The organism is Accumulibacter sp. (genome assembly GCF_036625195.1).
GTDB lineage: Bacteria > Pseudomonadota > Gammaproteobacteria > Burkholderiales > Rhodocyclaceae > Accumulibacter.
Genome location: NZ_JAZKUG010000001.1, coordinates 4,667,152 through 4,682,733, shown reverse-complemented (window position 1 = coordinate 4,682,733; position 15,582 = coordinate 4,667,152). Strand labels below are relative to the sequence as shown.

At 60.9% G+C, this 15,582-nt stretch carries 13 protein-coding genes; all 13 read right to left on the bottom strand.

The features are described 5' to 3' along the window. Window positions 1-135: 135 nt before the first annotated feature. Window positions 136-819, bottom strand: coding sequence for an O-methyltransferase (locus V5B60_RS20525; protein WP_332349763.1), 684 nt, complete (start codon window positions 817-819; stop codon window positions 136-138). A gap of 239 nt (window positions 820-1,058) precedes the next feature. Beyond that, window positions 1,059-1,814, bottom strand: a complete 756-nt coding sequence (locus tag V5B60_RS20520) for an SDR family NAD(P)-dependent oxidoreductase (protein ID WP_332349761.1) — start codon at window positions 1,812-1,814, stop codon at window positions 1,059-1,061. A gap of 78 nt (window positions 1,815-1,892) precedes the next feature. Further along, window positions 1,893-2,840, bottom strand: a complete 948-nt coding sequence (locus V5B60_RS20515) for a phosphoglycerate dehydrogenase (protein WP_332349759.1) — start codon at window positions 2,838-2,840, stop codon at window positions 1,893-1,895. After that, window positions 2,837-3,541 (bottom strand): acylneuraminate cytidylyltransferase family protein, encoded by a 705-nt coding sequence (locus V5B60_RS20510; protein WP_332349757.1) that lies wholly within the window; start codon window positions 3,539-3,541, stop codon window positions 2,837-2,839. The genes V5B60_RS20515 and V5B60_RS20510 overlap by 4 nt, the downstream gene beginning before the upstream one ends. 20 nt (window positions 3,542-3,561) lie before the next feature. After that, entirely contained in the window at window positions 3,562-5,217 is a 1,656-nt protein-coding gene (locus V5B60_RS20505) for an MBL fold metallo-hydrolase (RefSeq protein WP_332349755.1), read from the bottom strand. Window positions 5,218-5,225: 8 nt separating this feature from the next. Further along, window positions 5,226-5,921, bottom strand: a complete 696-nt coding sequence (locus V5B60_RS20500; RefSeq protein WP_332349753.1) for a 6-hydroxymethylpterin diphosphokinase MptE-like protein — start codon at window positions 5,919-5,921, stop codon at window positions 5,226-5,228. Next, window positions 5,918-7,405 carry a class I SAM-dependent methyltransferase gene (locus V5B60_RS20495; RefSeq protein WP_332349751.1) on the bottom strand — a complete coding sequence of 496 codons (1,488 nt, stop codon included), beginning with the start codon at window positions 7,403-7,405 and terminating at the stop codon, window positions 5,918-5,920. Before V5B60_RS20495 ends, V5B60_RS20500 begins: the two co-directional genes overlap by 4 nt. A 109-nt stretch (window positions 7,406-7,514) precedes the next feature. Then, entirely contained in the window at window positions 7,515-9,590 is a 2,076-nt protein-coding gene (locus tag V5B60_RS20490) for a hypothetical protein (protein ID WP_332349749.1), read from the bottom strand. 13 nt (window positions 9,591-9,603) lie between these two features. Beyond that, the gene (locus V5B60_RS20485; RefSeq protein ID WP_332349747.1) at window positions 9,604-11,736 is read right to left on the bottom strand and encodes a hypothetical protein; all 2,133 of its coding nucleotides are present in this window, start codon (window positions 11,734-11,736) and stop codon (window positions 9,604-9,606) included. Between the two features lie 75 nt (window positions 11,737-11,811). Then, complete coding sequence (locus V5B60_RS20480; RefSeq protein WP_332349745.1) at window positions 11,812-12,579, bottom strand: class I SAM-dependent methyltransferase; 768 nt, start codon at window positions 12,577-12,579, stop codon at window positions 11,812-11,814. After that, window positions 12,576-14,198, bottom strand: coding sequence for a glycosyltransferase family 4 protein (locus tag V5B60_RS20475; RefSeq protein ID WP_332349743.1), 1,623 nt, complete (start codon window positions 14,196-14,198; stop codon window positions 12,576-12,578). The genes V5B60_RS20480 and V5B60_RS20475 overlap by 4 nt, the downstream gene beginning before the upstream one ends. Beyond that, window positions 14,107-14,796 (bottom strand): ABC transporter ATP-binding protein, encoded by a 690-nt coding sequence (locus V5B60_RS20470; protein WP_332349741.1) that lies wholly within the window; start codon window positions 14,794-14,796, stop codon window positions 14,107-14,109. Before V5B60_RS20470 ends, V5B60_RS20475 begins: the two co-directional genes overlap by 92 nt. Then, window positions 14,793-15,581 carry an ABC transporter permease gene (locus V5B60_RS20465; RefSeq protein WP_332349738.1) on the bottom strand — a complete coding sequence of 263 codons (789 nt, stop codon included), beginning with the start codon at window positions 15,579-15,581 and terminating at the stop codon, window positions 14,793-14,795. The genes V5B60_RS20470 and V5B60_RS20465 overlap by 4 nt, the downstream gene beginning before the upstream one ends. Window position 15,582 lies beyond the last annotated feature (1 nt).

Here is a 15,582-nt window from a genome sequence, read left to right as displayed (position 1 = left end):
AGCGGAGACAGACTCACTCTGGCATCTTCTGTTCACTGTCGCTTCGCTCTCGGTGAAACAGGCCGCCGGGCGGGCGGCTCGGAGGCAGCCGGCATTTGGGGGAGCAGCAGGCATGTGCATTGTCTCGACGCGCAATCAGAGGTTGGGAGTTCGCTGCCAGATTGCAAGCCCAGGCGTAAACCACGAAACAAATTCCAGATTGATGAGATTGCCCCCGTGGCGAGCTTGCAGGAGTTTCAGGAAGCCGTTCACCCGTGGATCCTCACCGTCGTCCGCGATCCGATAAGTGTTGTCGAAAATCACGAGTGCATCGCCGGACAGTTTCGGCAACAGGGCCTCGAATTCGCGCTCGATATCCCGGAGGAGGTGGGATGCGTCGAGAAAGGCGACGCGAATATCGTCGTTGATGCTTTCCAGTACCTGCGGCAGCAGTCGGATACTATCGCCGATGTGCAACTCCACCCGGCCGTCCACACCCGCAGCGCTGAGGTTGTGCTGGGCCTTGAGGGCATTGTCGGGCTCGATTTCGAACGTGATGACACGGCCCTCGCAGCCGCTGTCGATCAGCGCTTGCGCGAGCGCAATGGTGGAGCAACCCCAGTTCGTGCCCGTCTCGACGATGATCTCGGTTCGATTTCGGTCAAGATGAGACAACAGCAGGTGGTAGATCAGGCACCAGCCGGGATAGCCAATGCTGGCACCCGTCTTCTGACGGGCCTGCTCAAGGCTGACCACATCTGTCTCGAGCAGGGCAAGTTGTCGGTTGGGCAGTTGCGACCGCTGGTAATCGAAACGGCGATGGTGGATGGGAGTCTTCATCGCCTTGCCTGCATGAAGAAGAACCCACGGCCCAACCCCTCGGCGGCTGATCCTCGACCGGTGTCTTGCGTGTACGGCGGCAAGGTACGCGCCGGTACTCGCAGCGCAGGCAGCACCTTCCCACACGGGGCGACGACCGATTGGGCTTCCAGCCGCCCCAGCTCTTTCCTTCTCACCGCGCGAATCTTAACAAAGAATCGGCCCGCTTGAGACGCCCGTCGACCTGGTTCCGCATGGGTTCAATCCGGATCATGCAGACAGCCGCCAATTCCGCCATCGAGGCTCAGGCAGGCGCCATGAAGGAAGTCCATCCCGCCGTTGGCGATCGCCAGGGCAAGGCGGGCGACCTCGGTGGGCTGGCCGATTCGCAGCTGGGGATGATGGCTTAAAAGCTGACGGTAAGCTTCGGAGTTGCCTACGAAACCAGCCCTGAGCATGTCGGTTTCCACTGCGGCGGGTTCGATTGCGTTGACGCGGACGCGCGGACCCAGGTCAACGGCGAGGGCGCGAGTCATCCCGGCCAGTGCCGCCTTGCTGGTCGCGTAGGCGACGAAGTTCTTCTTGGTGAGGCGTGCGTGGATGCTCCCGACATTGATGACGCTGCCCTTGACGGCTTCGAGTTCTGGCAGGAGCGCCTGGGTGAGCAGAAACGGGGCCAGCAGATTGACGTCGAGAGTGGTCCGCCAGTCCTCCCTGCGCAGGCTGTCGGCACCACCCAGGATCTGGATCGCCGCGTTGTTGATGAGCACGTTGAGGCCTCGGCCGTGCAGGGCCTCGCGCACTGCACCGACGATGCAGTCGGCGCAGGCTTGGTCGTTGACCAGAGAGATCAGGTCTGCCGCCAGGTAGAAGTCGCAATCCATGCCTTCCGGCTTTCCGGTGCAGTCGCTGGCGATGACGCGGAATCCGGCGGACCAGAAAACTTCCACCAGCGCACGGCCGATGCCGCCTGCAGCGCCAGTGATCAGCGCTGTCCTGGTGCTCGCTGCCGGCACGGGCTCGTCTCAAGGGGCATGTTCAAGAGCGTTGCTCCTGCCACTGGGCTTCTCCCGACGCTGCCGCGAGGTGCCTGGTCAACTCTCGCCACGCGGTGATACCCCGAGAAACTCCATCAGCTTGACGATCGCCGTTTCGCTGCCGCGCGTGACAGCTTCGACGGTGTTGGAAGCATTGTGGGAGCCAAATATCACTCGCGAGTGGTTCCGCAACGGCGAGTCGATTGGCAGTGGCTCAACTTCAAACACATCCAGAGCTGCGGAATAGACCTTGCCGGATGCCAGTGCGGACTCCAGAGCTGCTTGGTCGATCACCTGGCCGCGGCTGACATTGACGATGCGCACGCCGGCTTTTGCATGCGCCAGAGAATTGGCGTTGATGATGTTGCGGCTGCTGGGTGTCAGTGAACAGGTAAGCACGATGTAGTCGGCTTCATCGAGGCGCGTGGGCCAGTCGGCACGTTCCACACTGGGCAGTTCGGGCACCGGGCCGACAAAAGGGTCATAAGCAACGACCTGGATCCCGGACGCGAGCAGGCGCCGGGCGGTGTTCTTGCCAATGTCACCGAAGCCGACCAGAGCCGCTGTTTTTCCGGCGAGCGAGATTCCTGTGGGTTTTGGCCATCCGCCCTGACGGACGCCGTCGTCAATATGGAAGCTCTCGCGTGCCAAGGCAATCACGTATCCCATCGCCGTATCGCCTACCTCGGCACCAAAAAGCCCGGGTGTGTTGGTGATCGGAATGCCAAGATCGGCACAGGCAGCAAAGTCGATGTTGTCCACGCCAACTCCCCACTTCACTGCGGCCTTCAGTCTACCGGCCTTGCCAGCTTCGAGAACACGGCGGGTGGCCGGGTCGTCGCCAATGATCCAGCCGTCGTGTTGCGGCAGGATGTTGATGAGTTCGTCTTCGGAGAGTGATTGCACTACCGCCGGCGCAGTTGCCTGCGCTGAGTATCTTTCCAGGGTAGGGTAGAAGCGATCCATGAGGCCAAGCATCAACGGGCAGGTGACGAGGATTTTCATTGAGTGGTTCCTTTTGTGTCGGAGTGGTAGCGGGCGGCGATGACAGCAAAATCCCAGTCCTGCTGGTCGTCGATGTCGATTGATTCGAAACGCGGGCTTTCATACATCATGGGCTGCTTGCCGATGCGCGCTTTGGTCCGGGCGAAGCTTTCGCGTGTGAAGAGGTAGAGATTGGAATTCTCCTCGAACCAGGGTTCGAGATCCTGGGTTCGGATGAGGTTGTCGGGGTCGTGGTTAACCGGTGTGCAGTCCGCGTGGTAAAAGCGCGTCTGAATCCGGTCTACAGTAAACAAGGAGTCGGTCGCACCCGCGGTCCGAGCGTCCTCAAACAGCCTGATGGCGCCGCGAATGGTTTCCACACTCAGCAATGGGTTGGTGGTGTGAGTCATCAGGTAGATATCGGCGGGGATGTTGGCAACATCATCCGCCAGTACCAGATTCATGCTGACGAGATCGCCGCAGATCTCGGCCCTGCGGTCTCGAATGAGGACGCGGTCGGTATCGACCAAACCGTTCCTGGCCAGGATCCCGCGGGCGTCGGTGTTGATGACGATCCTGTCGATCTCTTCGACCGCAAGCAGCGTATCGAGTATCCAGCGGAAGAGCGGTCTGCCGCAGAAATCCCGGAAATTCTTGCCTTGGACGCGCTCGCTGTTCGCCTTCATGGGAAGCAGGGCAACGATGTAGGGTTTCTTGCTCATGAGGAGTTTGCGATTGGTCATCAATGGGGGAAGAAGTATTTCTCTTTCTCGGCGTGCGAGAGTTTACGGTGTTGGTGGTTGCCTTTCCAGGAACCCAGGTACTGATTCCAGCGATAGCTGACGATGTCCATGAGACTGCTCTGGCTGGCACCCTCGCGTCGGGCGGATTGCAGATCCTTGCAGACGCTGGTGACGATGTATCGCAGGACATCGAAGAGATTGACATGCACCTGCGGCATGATCTTCTGCAGGGCGATGGCCTCTCGCTCGAACCGGCGCCGAACCTGCGGCCAACTCTCGCTGTGGTGGTGTACGACGCTTGCTCCGGCGACGTAGGCCGTCTTGCCGCCGGTCCGGACCAGGCGCTGGGCCAGTTCCATGTCTTCGAGGCCGGTCAGTTCTTCGTCGAACCGGTGCTGGTCCCAAGCCGCACGTGACAGCGCTGAATTCGCGTTGTTGCAAAAGAAGCCATCCTGAGGAATGCGTGAGTGTTCGGGGTAGTACTTGGCGAAGATCCGGCGCTCGCTGTAGTGGCTATCCGGGCTGCCGACCTGTCGACCATAAGTGTAGTCGGCCGCGCCGTCGAGAATCGGCTGACAGAGTTGCTGCAGCCAGCCTGTGCCCGTGGGAACACAGTGGCCGCTGATCAGGACGAGAATCTCGCCGTTTGCCGCTTCGCAACCCATGTTGAGCGAGCGGCCAAAGGAGAACTGGTCACGCGAGATGTGGTGGATGCGGCAGCCGTAGCGCTCGGCGATGGCGAGCGTGCCGTCGGTCGAGCCCGAATCGACGAGGATCACCTCCGGCTCGATGCCGTCGGTTTGCTGGCTGGCGATGCTTTGCAACAAGGATTCGAGATGCGTGGCCTCATTCAGCGTGCGGATGATGATGCTGGCCTGAACGTTGCCGAGATTGATGACCCTGGGGTTGAGAAGCAGGCTGAACCCGGGGCGCGTGCGCTGATGAACCAGGCGGATCTCGTCGGGGTCGACGGCGTTGATGGCGAACATGTCCCAGTGCACGGCTACCACCTGTTTCGCCCCGATCTCGTTGCCCATCTGGAAGGCTTCGCGCACGGACATGTTGCCGATGATGCCGCGGCGACCCCGAAAGAAGTTGTGCTCGTTGACTGGCAGGAACGCGGTGTCAATGGGTCCGTTGGCCACCAGGATGTCGATGATCTCCTGCCGGGCCGAGGTGTCCCCGGCAAGATAGATTCGCTGTCCGGCATAGTCGAGAAGGTATCCGACACAGTTGAGGTTGCCCTCGGCATCACGCGTGACTTCAGGATGAGCCGCGGGAATCGCCAGAATGCGGAGGTCTGGTGCAAGCTCGAGCCAAGTTTCGCTGGCCATACTGATGCGCTCGGCGGCAACTCCCCAGCCGATGAGGGCGCCAACGACCGGGGACGGGCCGACAAACCGGGCATGCGGCGAGGATTTGGCCAGTTTGGGCAGAGTGTGCGGGTCACAGTGGTCGATATGCGCGTGCGTGATCAGTACCCAGTCCGCATCGGTGACGCTCTCCGGCTGACGAGGAATTGGTATCTGACGAGCCAGATCGGGGGCGTCCATCTCCTGGACCGAGTTCGAGAGATAGGGATCGAGGTACAGCGTGGCCTGAGCAAAGGACAAACGGCAACCGGACTGTCCCAGCATCTCGACGGGAATACGCATGCCCCTGGTCATTGCTGCAACCCGAATACCTGCCGGTAGTCTGCCTTCTCGAAGACGCTGCAGGCGCCGCCGACTGTGGCATCGATGATGCGGCGCCCGTCCTTTTCGTACTCGACGCGGGCGATGCTGTAGGACTCTTCGGAGCGGGCGAGGTCCGGGTTGTCCCAGGTGTGACCAGCGAAATAGTCGGGGCTGAAATGGTTGGGGTCTGTGCCGTCCAGACGATGCGCTTCGTTGGGGGCGCCAGTGAAGTGGTACCGATGATCCATGCCGATGATGACGACCTCCTTGAACCCCAGATGGTAGGCGACCTGCAGCGCCGCGTAGGTAACCGTCCAGCCCTCGTGGATACCCCGGGAAATGTCGCCACAGAAACGTGCGGGTGGACTCCTCGTCTCGATGTGGTAGGTCAGAGCATCCTCCGGAAGGAGACCGGCGCTGCGCTGGCTGATCATCTTGACGCAGGTCATGGCCTTGATTTCCGCCACCGACTGCGCGATCACCCTTTCGTTGACCGCTACGTAGTAGCGGGGGTAGAAGGCGAACTTCCGGATGCCCAGGAAGATCTTGTTGACCCCAATGGCAATCTCGCGCTGCAGGAAAGCGAGGCGCATGAGATTGAGCGACGGGCCGTTGGCGACCAGCACCACACGCTGGTTGCAGTGGCGGTTCTGCAGGCGGCGAAGTCTTGTCTCGCCAGTCATTGAACGTCCGCCAACCGCTTGCGGCCGACGGCCGTGCGTGAAATCGCTCCAAGGTACTCGAGGTTGGGGGCTTGCTGGAGATCGTGATCGATGAACTGCTGCACCCCCGGCCACTCTTTTGCGTTGTAGTCATCGAAGATGACGTAACCACCCGGTTGCAGGAGTGGAAAGTAGGTGTAAAAGTCGCCCTTAACACCCTCGTAGCTATGATCGCCGTCAATGACGATCAGGTTGATCGGCAGTTCCTGGGCCAGGGAAACCGCTACTGGATCAGTGCTGTAGTGCTTGATCAGCTGGAAGTCCCCTGCAGGTACATTCGCCAGTTGCATGTTGCGCAGAAAGGTCAGATCATTCACCGGCTGATTCAGAACGGCATCATGGGCTTGTCCATAGAATCCGTCGAATGGGTCGAGGCCGACAATGCGGACTTCGCGATAGCGAGTGGTCGCGTGGTTGTACAGGATGGCCAGACTGACTCCATAGAGGGCACCGATTTCCAGGATGCAGATCTTCTCGCCAGCGATGCACTCGGCGACCAACTGGCGGGCGATGGCGTCCTCAATCGTCGTGGCAAGACGGCCGACGCAGTTGCGTTCGATCTGGAGGACCTTTGTACCGAGATAGTCAATATAGCCCGGCTTGAGTCCTGAACGCTTCAGGCTGCGTTCGGCGAAATGGAGCAGCGATTTGTTCAGCGCGGGAGTCAGCGTCCGATTGTGCACGTATGGGTTGGGGTTCTTGGCCTTGAGGTCGGCCTCGACGGCCGCGGTGACTTCTTCCGTGACCTTCCTGGTCAGTCCGTCAATCGCCCGAACAAGAGATGGCGCTGCCACAATGGCGTTCTGGGGCATGGCGGATCTTGACGCGGTCGATTCTGAGAGGCCAGTCCCCAGCAAACCAAGTTGAGCGAGCTGCTCGCCGGCTCGCGCTCTTGTCGCCAGACGAACTTCGCCCGCGGGACTCCCGGTCGCGATGGCGCTCTCGAAGTGCCCGAAGGCACGTGCTTGCTGTCCGGCCAGGGCCGCGGCCCGAGCCAGACTGTTATGCACGCCAGCCACCAGTATCTGAGTGACCAGTTTCTTTCCGCAGCCCCAATCGACGGCGAGGCGGGTGAGTTGTCGTGCGGCGGCCGTGTCGTTGGTCTGCAGATGAGCAGCGGCGGCCAGCAGGGCAAGCTTGGCGCGGTCAGGATGATGTTGCAGCGTTTCGCGGTCGATCCTGGCAAGGTTTTCCCAGTCGCCAAACTGCCACTGCGTGCGGGCTCGCTCGAGCAAATTCTCGTCGTAAGGCACACAAAGTGAGTCAGTTGCTACCCCTTCGGTTGGACGGTTCGTGCGGCCCGGTTGTTGCACACTTGCCGTCGGTCCAGGCTCGACCTGCTTCGGCTTGCGCGTCGAGGCGCGCGCGCTGCTGCCCCGGGTTGTCGCGTCGGCGCGGGTTATGGCCTCGGTGCGCGTTGCCTTCTCTTCGATGCTTCCGTTCATGGTGCTGAATCCCTCGAAGGCTCACTGTGCCGAGCACGACCCCTCTGTCGACCGCGAAGCACGGCCGGCTGGTCATCCCCTTGCGGGCGGGCCGAAACCGTCATCGTCTTCACAGGCCGGGTTCCCGTAGGAGGACGTCCTTGATCAGATCAATTTGTGCCTCGGCTCGGAGCAGCTCCTCGTGCATGAGTTGCTGACGCGCCGAGAGTTCTGCATCTGATGCTCGCTGGCTCTCCATCTGTTGCTGCAGCGAGGCGATTTGGTTCTGCCGTTCCGCTGCTAGCTTCGCCTCGTCGTCGCGGGCTTGTGCAAGCGCCTTGACTTCCTTTTCCAGTTGCCCAAGTTGTTCTGTGAGCACCGATTGTTGCTGCTCAAGCGCCTGCTTGGCACGGACCAGTGCTTCCATCTGGGTCAGTCTCTCTGCTGCCAGTGTGCCCTGTTCGTTGCGCGCGGCGGTGAGGACCTGAACCTCCTTCTCGAGCTCGTCGCGGCGAGCGGTCATGGCCGACAGCTGCTTCTGGAACTCCTCGGACGCCTGGGTCAGTGCCTCGACCTGCGCCAGTCGCTCCGCTGCCAGTGTGGTCTGTTCGTTGCGCGCGGCAGTGAGGGCCTGGACCGCTTTCTCGAGCTCGCCGTGACGAGCGGTCATGGCCGACAGCTGCTTCTGGAACTCCTCGGACGCCTGGGTCTGTGCCTCGACCTGCGCCAGTCGTTCGGCTGCCAGAGTGGTCTGTTCGTTGCGCGCGGCAGTGAGGGCCTGGACCGCTTTCTCGAGCTCGCCGTGACGAGCGGTCATGGCCGACAGCTGCTTCTGGAACTCCTCGGACGCCTGGGTCTGTGCCTCGACCTGCGCCAGTCGTTCGGCTGCCAGAGTGGTCTGTTCGTTGCGCGCGGCAGTGAGGGCCTGGACCGCTTTCTCGAGCTCGCCGTGACGAGCGGTCATGGCCGACAGCTGCTTCTGGAACTCCTCGGACGCCTGGGTCTGTGCCTCGACCTGCGCCAGTCGTTCGGCTGCCAGAGTGATCTGTTCGTTGCGCGCGGCAGTGAGGGCCTGGACCGCTTTCTCGAGCTCGTCGTGGCGAGCGGTCATGGCCGACTGCTGCTTCTGGAACTCCTCAGACGCGCGGGTTAGTGCCTCGACCTGCGCCAGTCGCTCCGCTGCCAGTTTGGCCTGTTCGTTGCGCGCGACGGTGAGGGCCTGGACCTCTTTCTCGAGCTCTCCGTGGCGAGCGGTCATTGCCGACTGCTGCTTCTGGAACTCGTCGGTCGCCTGGGTCAGGGCGTCGACCTGCGCCAGTCGCTCCGCTGCCAGTGTGGCCTGCTCGTTGCGCGCGGCGGTGAGGGCCTGGACCTCTTTCTCGAGCGCGTCGTGGCGAGCGATCATGGCCGACTGCTGCTTCTGGAACTCCTCAGACGCGCGGGTCAGTGCCTCGACTTGCGCCAGTCGTTCCGCTGCCAGCCCGGCGTGCTCGTCTCGGGCTTGGACCAGATGTGCGAGTTGACCGGCCTGCCGGGAAAGTTGTGACTCCAAGGCGATCTTCCAGTCGCGCACGTAGAGTGCGAGGCCAACAGCGGGATGTCGCTCCGGTTCGACGGTAAGCAAGCGATATCCCTTCCCTGCGAGCAGTGCGTCCACTTCATCCTTGCTCGCGCCGCTGGCGGGCAAGAGCGAGCCATCGATAACGACCCGGGCGATCACGACATCCCAGCTGGCCAGGCTCGCCTGACCGCCGGACAGGATCCGCGCTGCCGGAAGACAGTCGATGACTGCCCAGTTGAAGCTGTCCGTCGGCAGGCCGACGGTCTCCGCTAGGTGATCGATGGTGATTGCCTGCACGCGTCGCGATTCGCGTCGTCGGAGATTGCGCCACAAACCAGTCAACCTCTCCGGTTCAACCATGCCACTTTCGTTCTGGCTGGAAGCCAGGTGGAACTCCCGCTCATCGTCCGCATCGGCGAGTAGCCCGGTATGTGCTTTCCAAGCATCAGTGGTGAGGACAGCCGCCGCCAAGCGCGCAGCAAGGTTTTCGTCGGCCTCGACGAACAACGCAACCGCGGCTTCCATCTGATGGCAGAAGGCAATGGCCTGTGTTCCGCTGCCAGCGCCGGCAAAGAGGATCCCGCGCGGAGGCAGGCACTTTCTGATCACTGTCAGCCACTGTTGCATGGTCAGTTTGGGTTGCATGTGAGTCTAGCCTTTACTTTGCCCGTTTCCAGAACGCCCACCATGGGCCGGTCTTGGCATTCTGCAGCCAAGGGGCGGATGGATCCTGGACTCGCACGCACAGCGAGGCGAGACGTATCGCCAAGTGGCGCTCGTCGTCGGACCCGTGTTCGGCCGGTGACACGAGCTTTGGAAACCGGAATGCGAACTCCCAGACAGGCTCCCGATCATTGTCGCCAACAGCAATCTGCGCCTTGACCAGTTTCGCGTAGCGGCTGCCGCTGTCAACTCGGATTGCGACTGGTCTGCCGTTGAGCGTCAGCGTCATGCCAGAAACTATTTCCGGTTCCATCGCATCCACCACACAGAGCTCGAGACGGTAGCTTCCCGGAGCCATCGCTGGCACCCGCAGAGTACTACAGGTCTCGGGACCCGCCCAGCGTCCGTCGTGCTCGGCGTAGTACCAATTCTCACCGTCGATCTCTCCGCGCAGGTCGTAGAGTACTTCTGCTGGCAGCAAACCAGAGCCTGGCAGCTGGGGGGGCGGGCCTAGGTCGACACGGCTTTGCAACTGCCGGTTCTCAATGTAGTAGCGCTCGACTTCCTCCTGCAACTGATGCAGTTGCAACACCAGAATTCCATTCTCTCGGGTCAAGCTGTCGTTCTGCTCATTCAGTTTGGCCAGCTCTGTGGAACGATCGGCCGTCGCTGTCGCGCGTGCAGCCGCAAGCTGGGCCGCACGTTCCGCCGCCAGTTTGGCTTGCTCGTCCCGTGCGTCGGTCAATGACCGAACCTTCTGTTCCAGGGCGGTGTTCGCCGTTTGCAGCAGATCCCATACGTCGGTCAATGACCGAACCTTCTGTTCCAGGGCGGTGTTCGCCGTTTGCAGCAGATCCCGTGCGTCGGTCAATGACCGAACCTCCTGTTCCAGGGCGGTGTTCGCCTTTTTCAGCAAATCGGCCCTCGTTTGCCCTTCGCGTACCAGCTCGTCCTGTTGGTGTTGTGCCTGAATCAGGCGCTGCAAGCGCTCGTCTACTTCTGCGTTCTTTTTCGTCACTGCCGCATGGTCGCGCTGCAGTATGCGCAACTCATCCTCACGCTTCTGGCTGTCGAGGTAGCATTCTTCAAGCTCCTCTTGCGCCTGATGCAGTCGCAAGAGGGTCACCTTGCTCTCTTCGGCGAGTGCTTCTTGGTCTCCCTTCAGTCTTGCCAGTTCGGCGGTGCTCGCGGCAAGCCGCATACGACGTTCTTCAGCCTTTTGGCTCTGATCGTCTCGCTCCCGCGTGCGTGCCTGCATCAGTTGCTCAAGTTCTGCTTGGCGTGCCGCCAGTGCTGACTTCTCCTGCTCGAGGGTCCGCAGCATCCTGGCCTGGGACTCGAGCGTGGCTGCATGGGCGGCAAGGACCTCGGTGTAGTCGTTCCAGGCTGGCGCCTGCAGGGCAATTGGTCGCACGAGGGGCAGGTCTGCGGTGCTTTCCAGCTCTTCGTAGAGGGCACGAGGCTCGTCCCGATCGTTCACGAGATCCCGAGCCAGATACTCGAGCAACTGAGCATCGGCAGACGGTGGCTCGAGGGCGGCGAGGGGGGCTCGCTCGGACGACAGATTGATGTCGAAGGCACCGGCCACCCGTTCGGCAAGGGCCCGTGGTGACTGGCGAACCGCGGCCGAGTTGACCAACAGGCATCGCTCGCGATTGGCATAGGAGAAGCGCAGCAGTTCAGTGTTGAAGTCGCGCCACATCGCGAGCGTGCGTGTCAGCTCGTCCTCGGTGGCTTGGCGGCCCCTGAGGACTCCGCCGACTGCGGCCGCAGGGGACTCGTAGGCGAGGACGAAGCCGATCTGCGGGTCAAAGTTCTTCCAAAAGTCCAGCAGGTAGATGAGGCGACAGTCTGCCCATCCCCAAGCCTCGCTGTCGGCGTTGCTCAGGAAGAGGTCGGTGGCCAAGTCTTGCCATGGCCTGTCTGGGGCCAGTTGCTGTATCGACAAGGCCATCGGGCTCGTCATGACTTCCAATGGATCGCTCTTGATGATCTGCTTGTGCAACGCCTCTGGGGTCATGCCGTGAGCGCGCGAGCGCGCGGCCGTCGCGAGGCCGGCAGCCTGCAGTACCTGGTGGGGCAATTCATACCCCGGCTGCGGAAAAGCGCAGGTCAGGATTACTTTCACGTGTTTCTCCGTTATTCCGGGCTGGGCCGTGGTTGATACGCTGAGATGGCGAAAACCTCTTCCGTTCGCATTGCCTCAAGGCAATTTCTGGAAAAACAGGAAGACCCCCAGTTCACCGCCATGATCCGTGAACTCCACATGGAACCTGCGCACTCCGGCGCCCTGAAGAATGAACAGCAATTCATTCAGGTTGTATGGATTCATCTGCATTTCGGGGTCGGCGCCAAGTGGCGGGGTGGCCGCTGACGTTCGCCATATCCGGACCGCGCCAGGAATGGATGCGGCGGCGGGGGCAGGAGGCGCAACCCCGTTGGTTGATGCATAGCAAGCTTTGGAATAAGAGAAGTGAACAGCTCCAATCCCTCCAACAGCAAGGTGGTCGAGCATTCGGCGAAAGATCTCGCGGCCACGCTCCGGTGCTACATGCTGGAAGACGATGAACGAATGAATCAGGTCATAGTGGCTGTCGGTCAATGTCGTCAGCCGGTCGTCGGACGGTAAAAGGCGGACGTTACTGACACCGAACACGTTGCAGTTTCTTTGTGCCTCTTCAAGCATGGAAAGGGATACGTCGACGCCAACCACCTCGGCGGCGGTTGGTGCAAAATGGACCAGCAGGCGTCCGACGCCGCAACCGAAGTCGAGCACGGATTTCGGCTGAAAATTGGGCGAGATGTATTGTCTGATCATTCGCAACACGTAATCGACGTGCACCCGTCCGGATTCGAAGAACTCGTTTCTCGCCGCATCCGTAAGCTCTGCTCGCCGAAACTTCGGATCGGTAATGACGCCAAAATACGGATCCCTGCGACCCCATTCCTCCCATGCGACGTCCGTGGTCACGTCCGCATCCCCTTCGTCGCCGCAATGCCGGGCGCCCTGATCTTTTGCAGGAACTCCTGCCACTGGGGAAGAAGCCGATCAGGCAGGTAGCGACAGGACGTCACTGCACCCTTGGCGACCAGTTCCAGTCGCCGCTCGCGCCGCTCCGGAGCGATCACGGCAGCGATTGCTCGCGCCGAGTCGGCAATGGAGTATGGACTGAAGTACTCTGCCGCATCACCGTAGACCTCGCGGTGTACCGTGATTTCCGAGGCCACCACGGCGCCCCCGCTGCGCATTGCTTCCACTCCGGAGAAATCAAATCCCTCGCCAAAGCTTGGGCAGATGGTTGCCTTTGCGTGCTTGTAAAGCAGCCGAAGTTCCGGCGATGGTACGTCGGCAAGAACGAACAACTCGCCACGCTCGATCCACGGGAGAAACTTCTTGACAATGGCTTTGTTCCCCCAGCCGAGCATGCCGACGACCACCAGTTTGAGGTTCGGGAAACGCTCGGTACGCAACTTCTCCCATGCCGCCAAGAGCGTTGTGTGATTCTTCCGGGGTTCGATCGTCGATACGATCAGTAGGAATTCGAGTGGCGCCCCGCCGTCCCGTAGCGATCCTTCAGTCGCTGTGGCACGTGCGGGAATCCTGTCGTTGCGTCTCGTTGCGATGATTTCGGGCACGCGTGCGGGCGACGACTCCTCCGGGAAGTAGTGATGTGAAACCATGTTGTAGATGGTTGTCGAGCGCGCTTCGGCTTGTGGAAAGATGGACAGCAGATCGCTTCTCGTTGCGTCAGAAACACAGGAGAAAAAGCCGCCACGCGTCACATTGTTCCGCAGTGCCTGGTAGTGTGACGCCTGATGATACACCTTGTCGGAAATCGTGTGCGGCATCAGAAGTGGTATGGCGTCGTGGTAGCGGACAACGAGCGTCGTCGATGGCGCGACGATCGCCGGATAAGGCGTCTCGACGATCAGCACGTCATAGTCTGAGGTGTCGAGGCGAGGATAGAGGGCATAGCCCAACTTCTTGGTGAGCAGGGCGCAACGATGCATGGCTGTCCACGGCACCCGGGCAACGCGGAAATCGGCGCAGGTCACCGCATCGAAGTTCTCATATGGCAGGGTTCTCGCAAAGAGCATCCGCCAGATGAAGTCGCGGAAATGGGTTGCCTCGAATCGGCTCAGTCTTTCCTGGCGACCAAGCAAACGTCGCGTTGTCATCCCCACCGCTGCCAGATGTGCATTCGAGATCCTCTGCTGCAGTGAAACGACCACACGCGAGAGACGGTTGATCTGCTTGTCTCGCGTCAGCGGCGCATGCCAGCGGCTTTCGACGGTCGGCAGTCCCTTGGCGAGAACGTGGCTGCTGCTCTGGATCAGTCCCTCGACGTTGATACCCCGCAGGGTCCTCAGGCCATTGAACAGTAGCCGGGTTTCCTGCGGAATTCCCGCATGGCCGTCAAGAGCCGGACGCATTTCGAGGAGTACGCGCATGGCGGCAGGGGATTGGGTCTGATCGGCTTTCACGATATGAAGGAAGCTAGAATTCCTTCGCCGGCAGCGCGAGATGTGGCTGCTGGTGAAGAATTCCCTGGTAATAGTCATACGCCTGCTCAACATTGCCGAAGGCATGCAACTTGCCTTCATGCAGGACATGAGCGGTCTGGCAATAGAGCCTGATTACATTCGCGTCATGACTGACCAGAATGTAGGCACGGTCCTTTCGCTTGTGCAACAGTTCGTGATGGCTCTTCTCATGAAAGCGCGCGTCGCCCACGACCATCGCTTCATCGATCAGGAAACAGTCGAACTCGATGGCCATGGACAGCGCAAACGCCAAGCGTGTGACCATGCCATGGGAGTAATGAAACACCGGCTCGCGAAAATAGGGACCGAGTTCGGCGAAGTCCTCGACAAAGCGGATGAGGGGTTTATAGTCCACACCGTAGATCCGGCAAACGAACTTGAGGTTGTCCAGCCCCGTCAGATGTGTCTGGAATGCACCGCCGAAGGCGAGTGGCCACGAGACAGTCATGTCGCGGCGGATTCTCCCGGCGGAGGGAAGATCAGCGCCGCTGAGGATCCGGATGAGTGTCGACTTGCCGGCGCCGTTACAGCCGAGAATGCCGAGCTTTTCCCCCGGATGGACCGTCAGGTCGATCCCGTCAAGCACGGTATGCAAGCCGCTGCGCGTGCGATAGCTCTTGTGGATCCCGTACAGCTCGATCATCTCGTCCGCACCCTGCGGCCGGCCTCCCGCGAAAGTGCCAGACCAATCAACGTCAGCACAAGGTTGGCGGCGGAAAAATAGATCGGATCCCCGTGTGTGGGTACGAGGTCGCCAAAATAGCCATGGCGAATCATCTCCACCCCGTGCACCATGGGCAGCCAGAGGACGGCTTCCTGCGCAGCAGGCGGCAGCCAATGGACCATGAACACCGCGCCGGAAAGTGGAAAGAGGAGGTAGGTCGTGATGGGCCAGGTACGCTCGAAGGTCTCGGAGTATTCGGACAAGGCGCCGACGATGAGTCCAAGCCCGAGAGAAAACCAAGCCAGGAGAAGCCAGCCGCCAATGATCGGCCACGGATCTTCTGGCCAGTTCATCGCGCCCACGCTGGCGAAAAGGATCGTCAGGACCGCGATCGAGGCCGTGGCACCAACCCATTCAAGAACGATTCGCGCCAGGAATATATCGAGGACATTGACGTTGCGGTGATACATCAGTGGGCGGTTCGACTCGATCGCCTTCGAGCAGCGGTTCGAGGTGTTGCGCCACATCAGGACCGACGAATAGCCGGTGATGGCGAAGGCAATGATCGGGATGCTGGACAGGATGTTCATCCTGGCCAAGTACCAGAAGCCAGCAACCCCCAGGGTGAACAGGGCGGGCTCGATGATGATCCAGAGCACCCCGAATCCATGCCTGCCATAACGCGTGATCGCCTCGCGCAGCAACAAGGCACCGATGACGCGCTGCTGGATGGCGGCCGACCGGGTGAGGCTTGTGCCACTCATG

Bases quoted from the DNA above. Each gene is read 5' to 3' on its own strand.
- V5B60_RS20525 (WP_332349763.1), bottom strand. From the start codon at position 819: ATGAAGACTCCCATCCACCATCGCCGTTTCGATTACCAGCGGTCGCAA.
- V5B60_RS20515 (WP_332349759.1), bottom strand. From the start codon at position 2,840: ATGAAAATCCTCGTCACCTGCCCGTTGATGCTTGGCCTCATGGATCGC.
- V5B60_RS20510 (WP_332349757.1), bottom strand. From the start codon at position 3,541: ATGAGCAAGAAACCCTACATCGTTGCCCTGCTTCCCATGAAGGCGAAC.
- V5B60_RS20505 (WP_332349755.1), bottom strand. From the start codon at position 5,217: ATGCGTATTCCCGTCGAGATGCTGGGACAGTCCGGTTGCCGTTTGTCC.
- V5B60_RS20500 (WP_332349753.1), bottom strand. From the start codon at position 5,921: ATGACTGGCGAGACAAGACTTCGCCGCCTGCAGAACCGCCACTGCAAC.
- V5B60_RS20495 (WP_332349751.1), bottom strand. From the start codon at position 7,405: ATGAACGGAAGCATCGAAGAGAAGGCAACGCGCACCGAGGCCATAACC.
- V5B60_RS20490 (WP_332349749.1), bottom strand. From the start codon at position 9,590: ATGCAACCCAAACTGACCATGCAACAGTGGCTGACAGTGATCAGAAAG.
- V5B60_RS20475 (WP_332349743.1), bottom strand. From the start codon at position 14,198: ATGCCTTCGGCAATGTTGAGCAGGCGTATGACTATTACCAGGGAATTC.
- V5B60_RS20470 (WP_332349741.1), bottom strand. From the start codon at position 14,796: ATGATCGAGCTGTACGGGATCCACAAGAGCTATCGCACGCGCAGCGGC.
- V5B60_RS20465 (WP_332349738.1), bottom strand. From the start codon at position 15,581: ATGAGTGGCACAAGCCTCACCCGGTCGGCCGCCATCCAGCAGCGCGTC.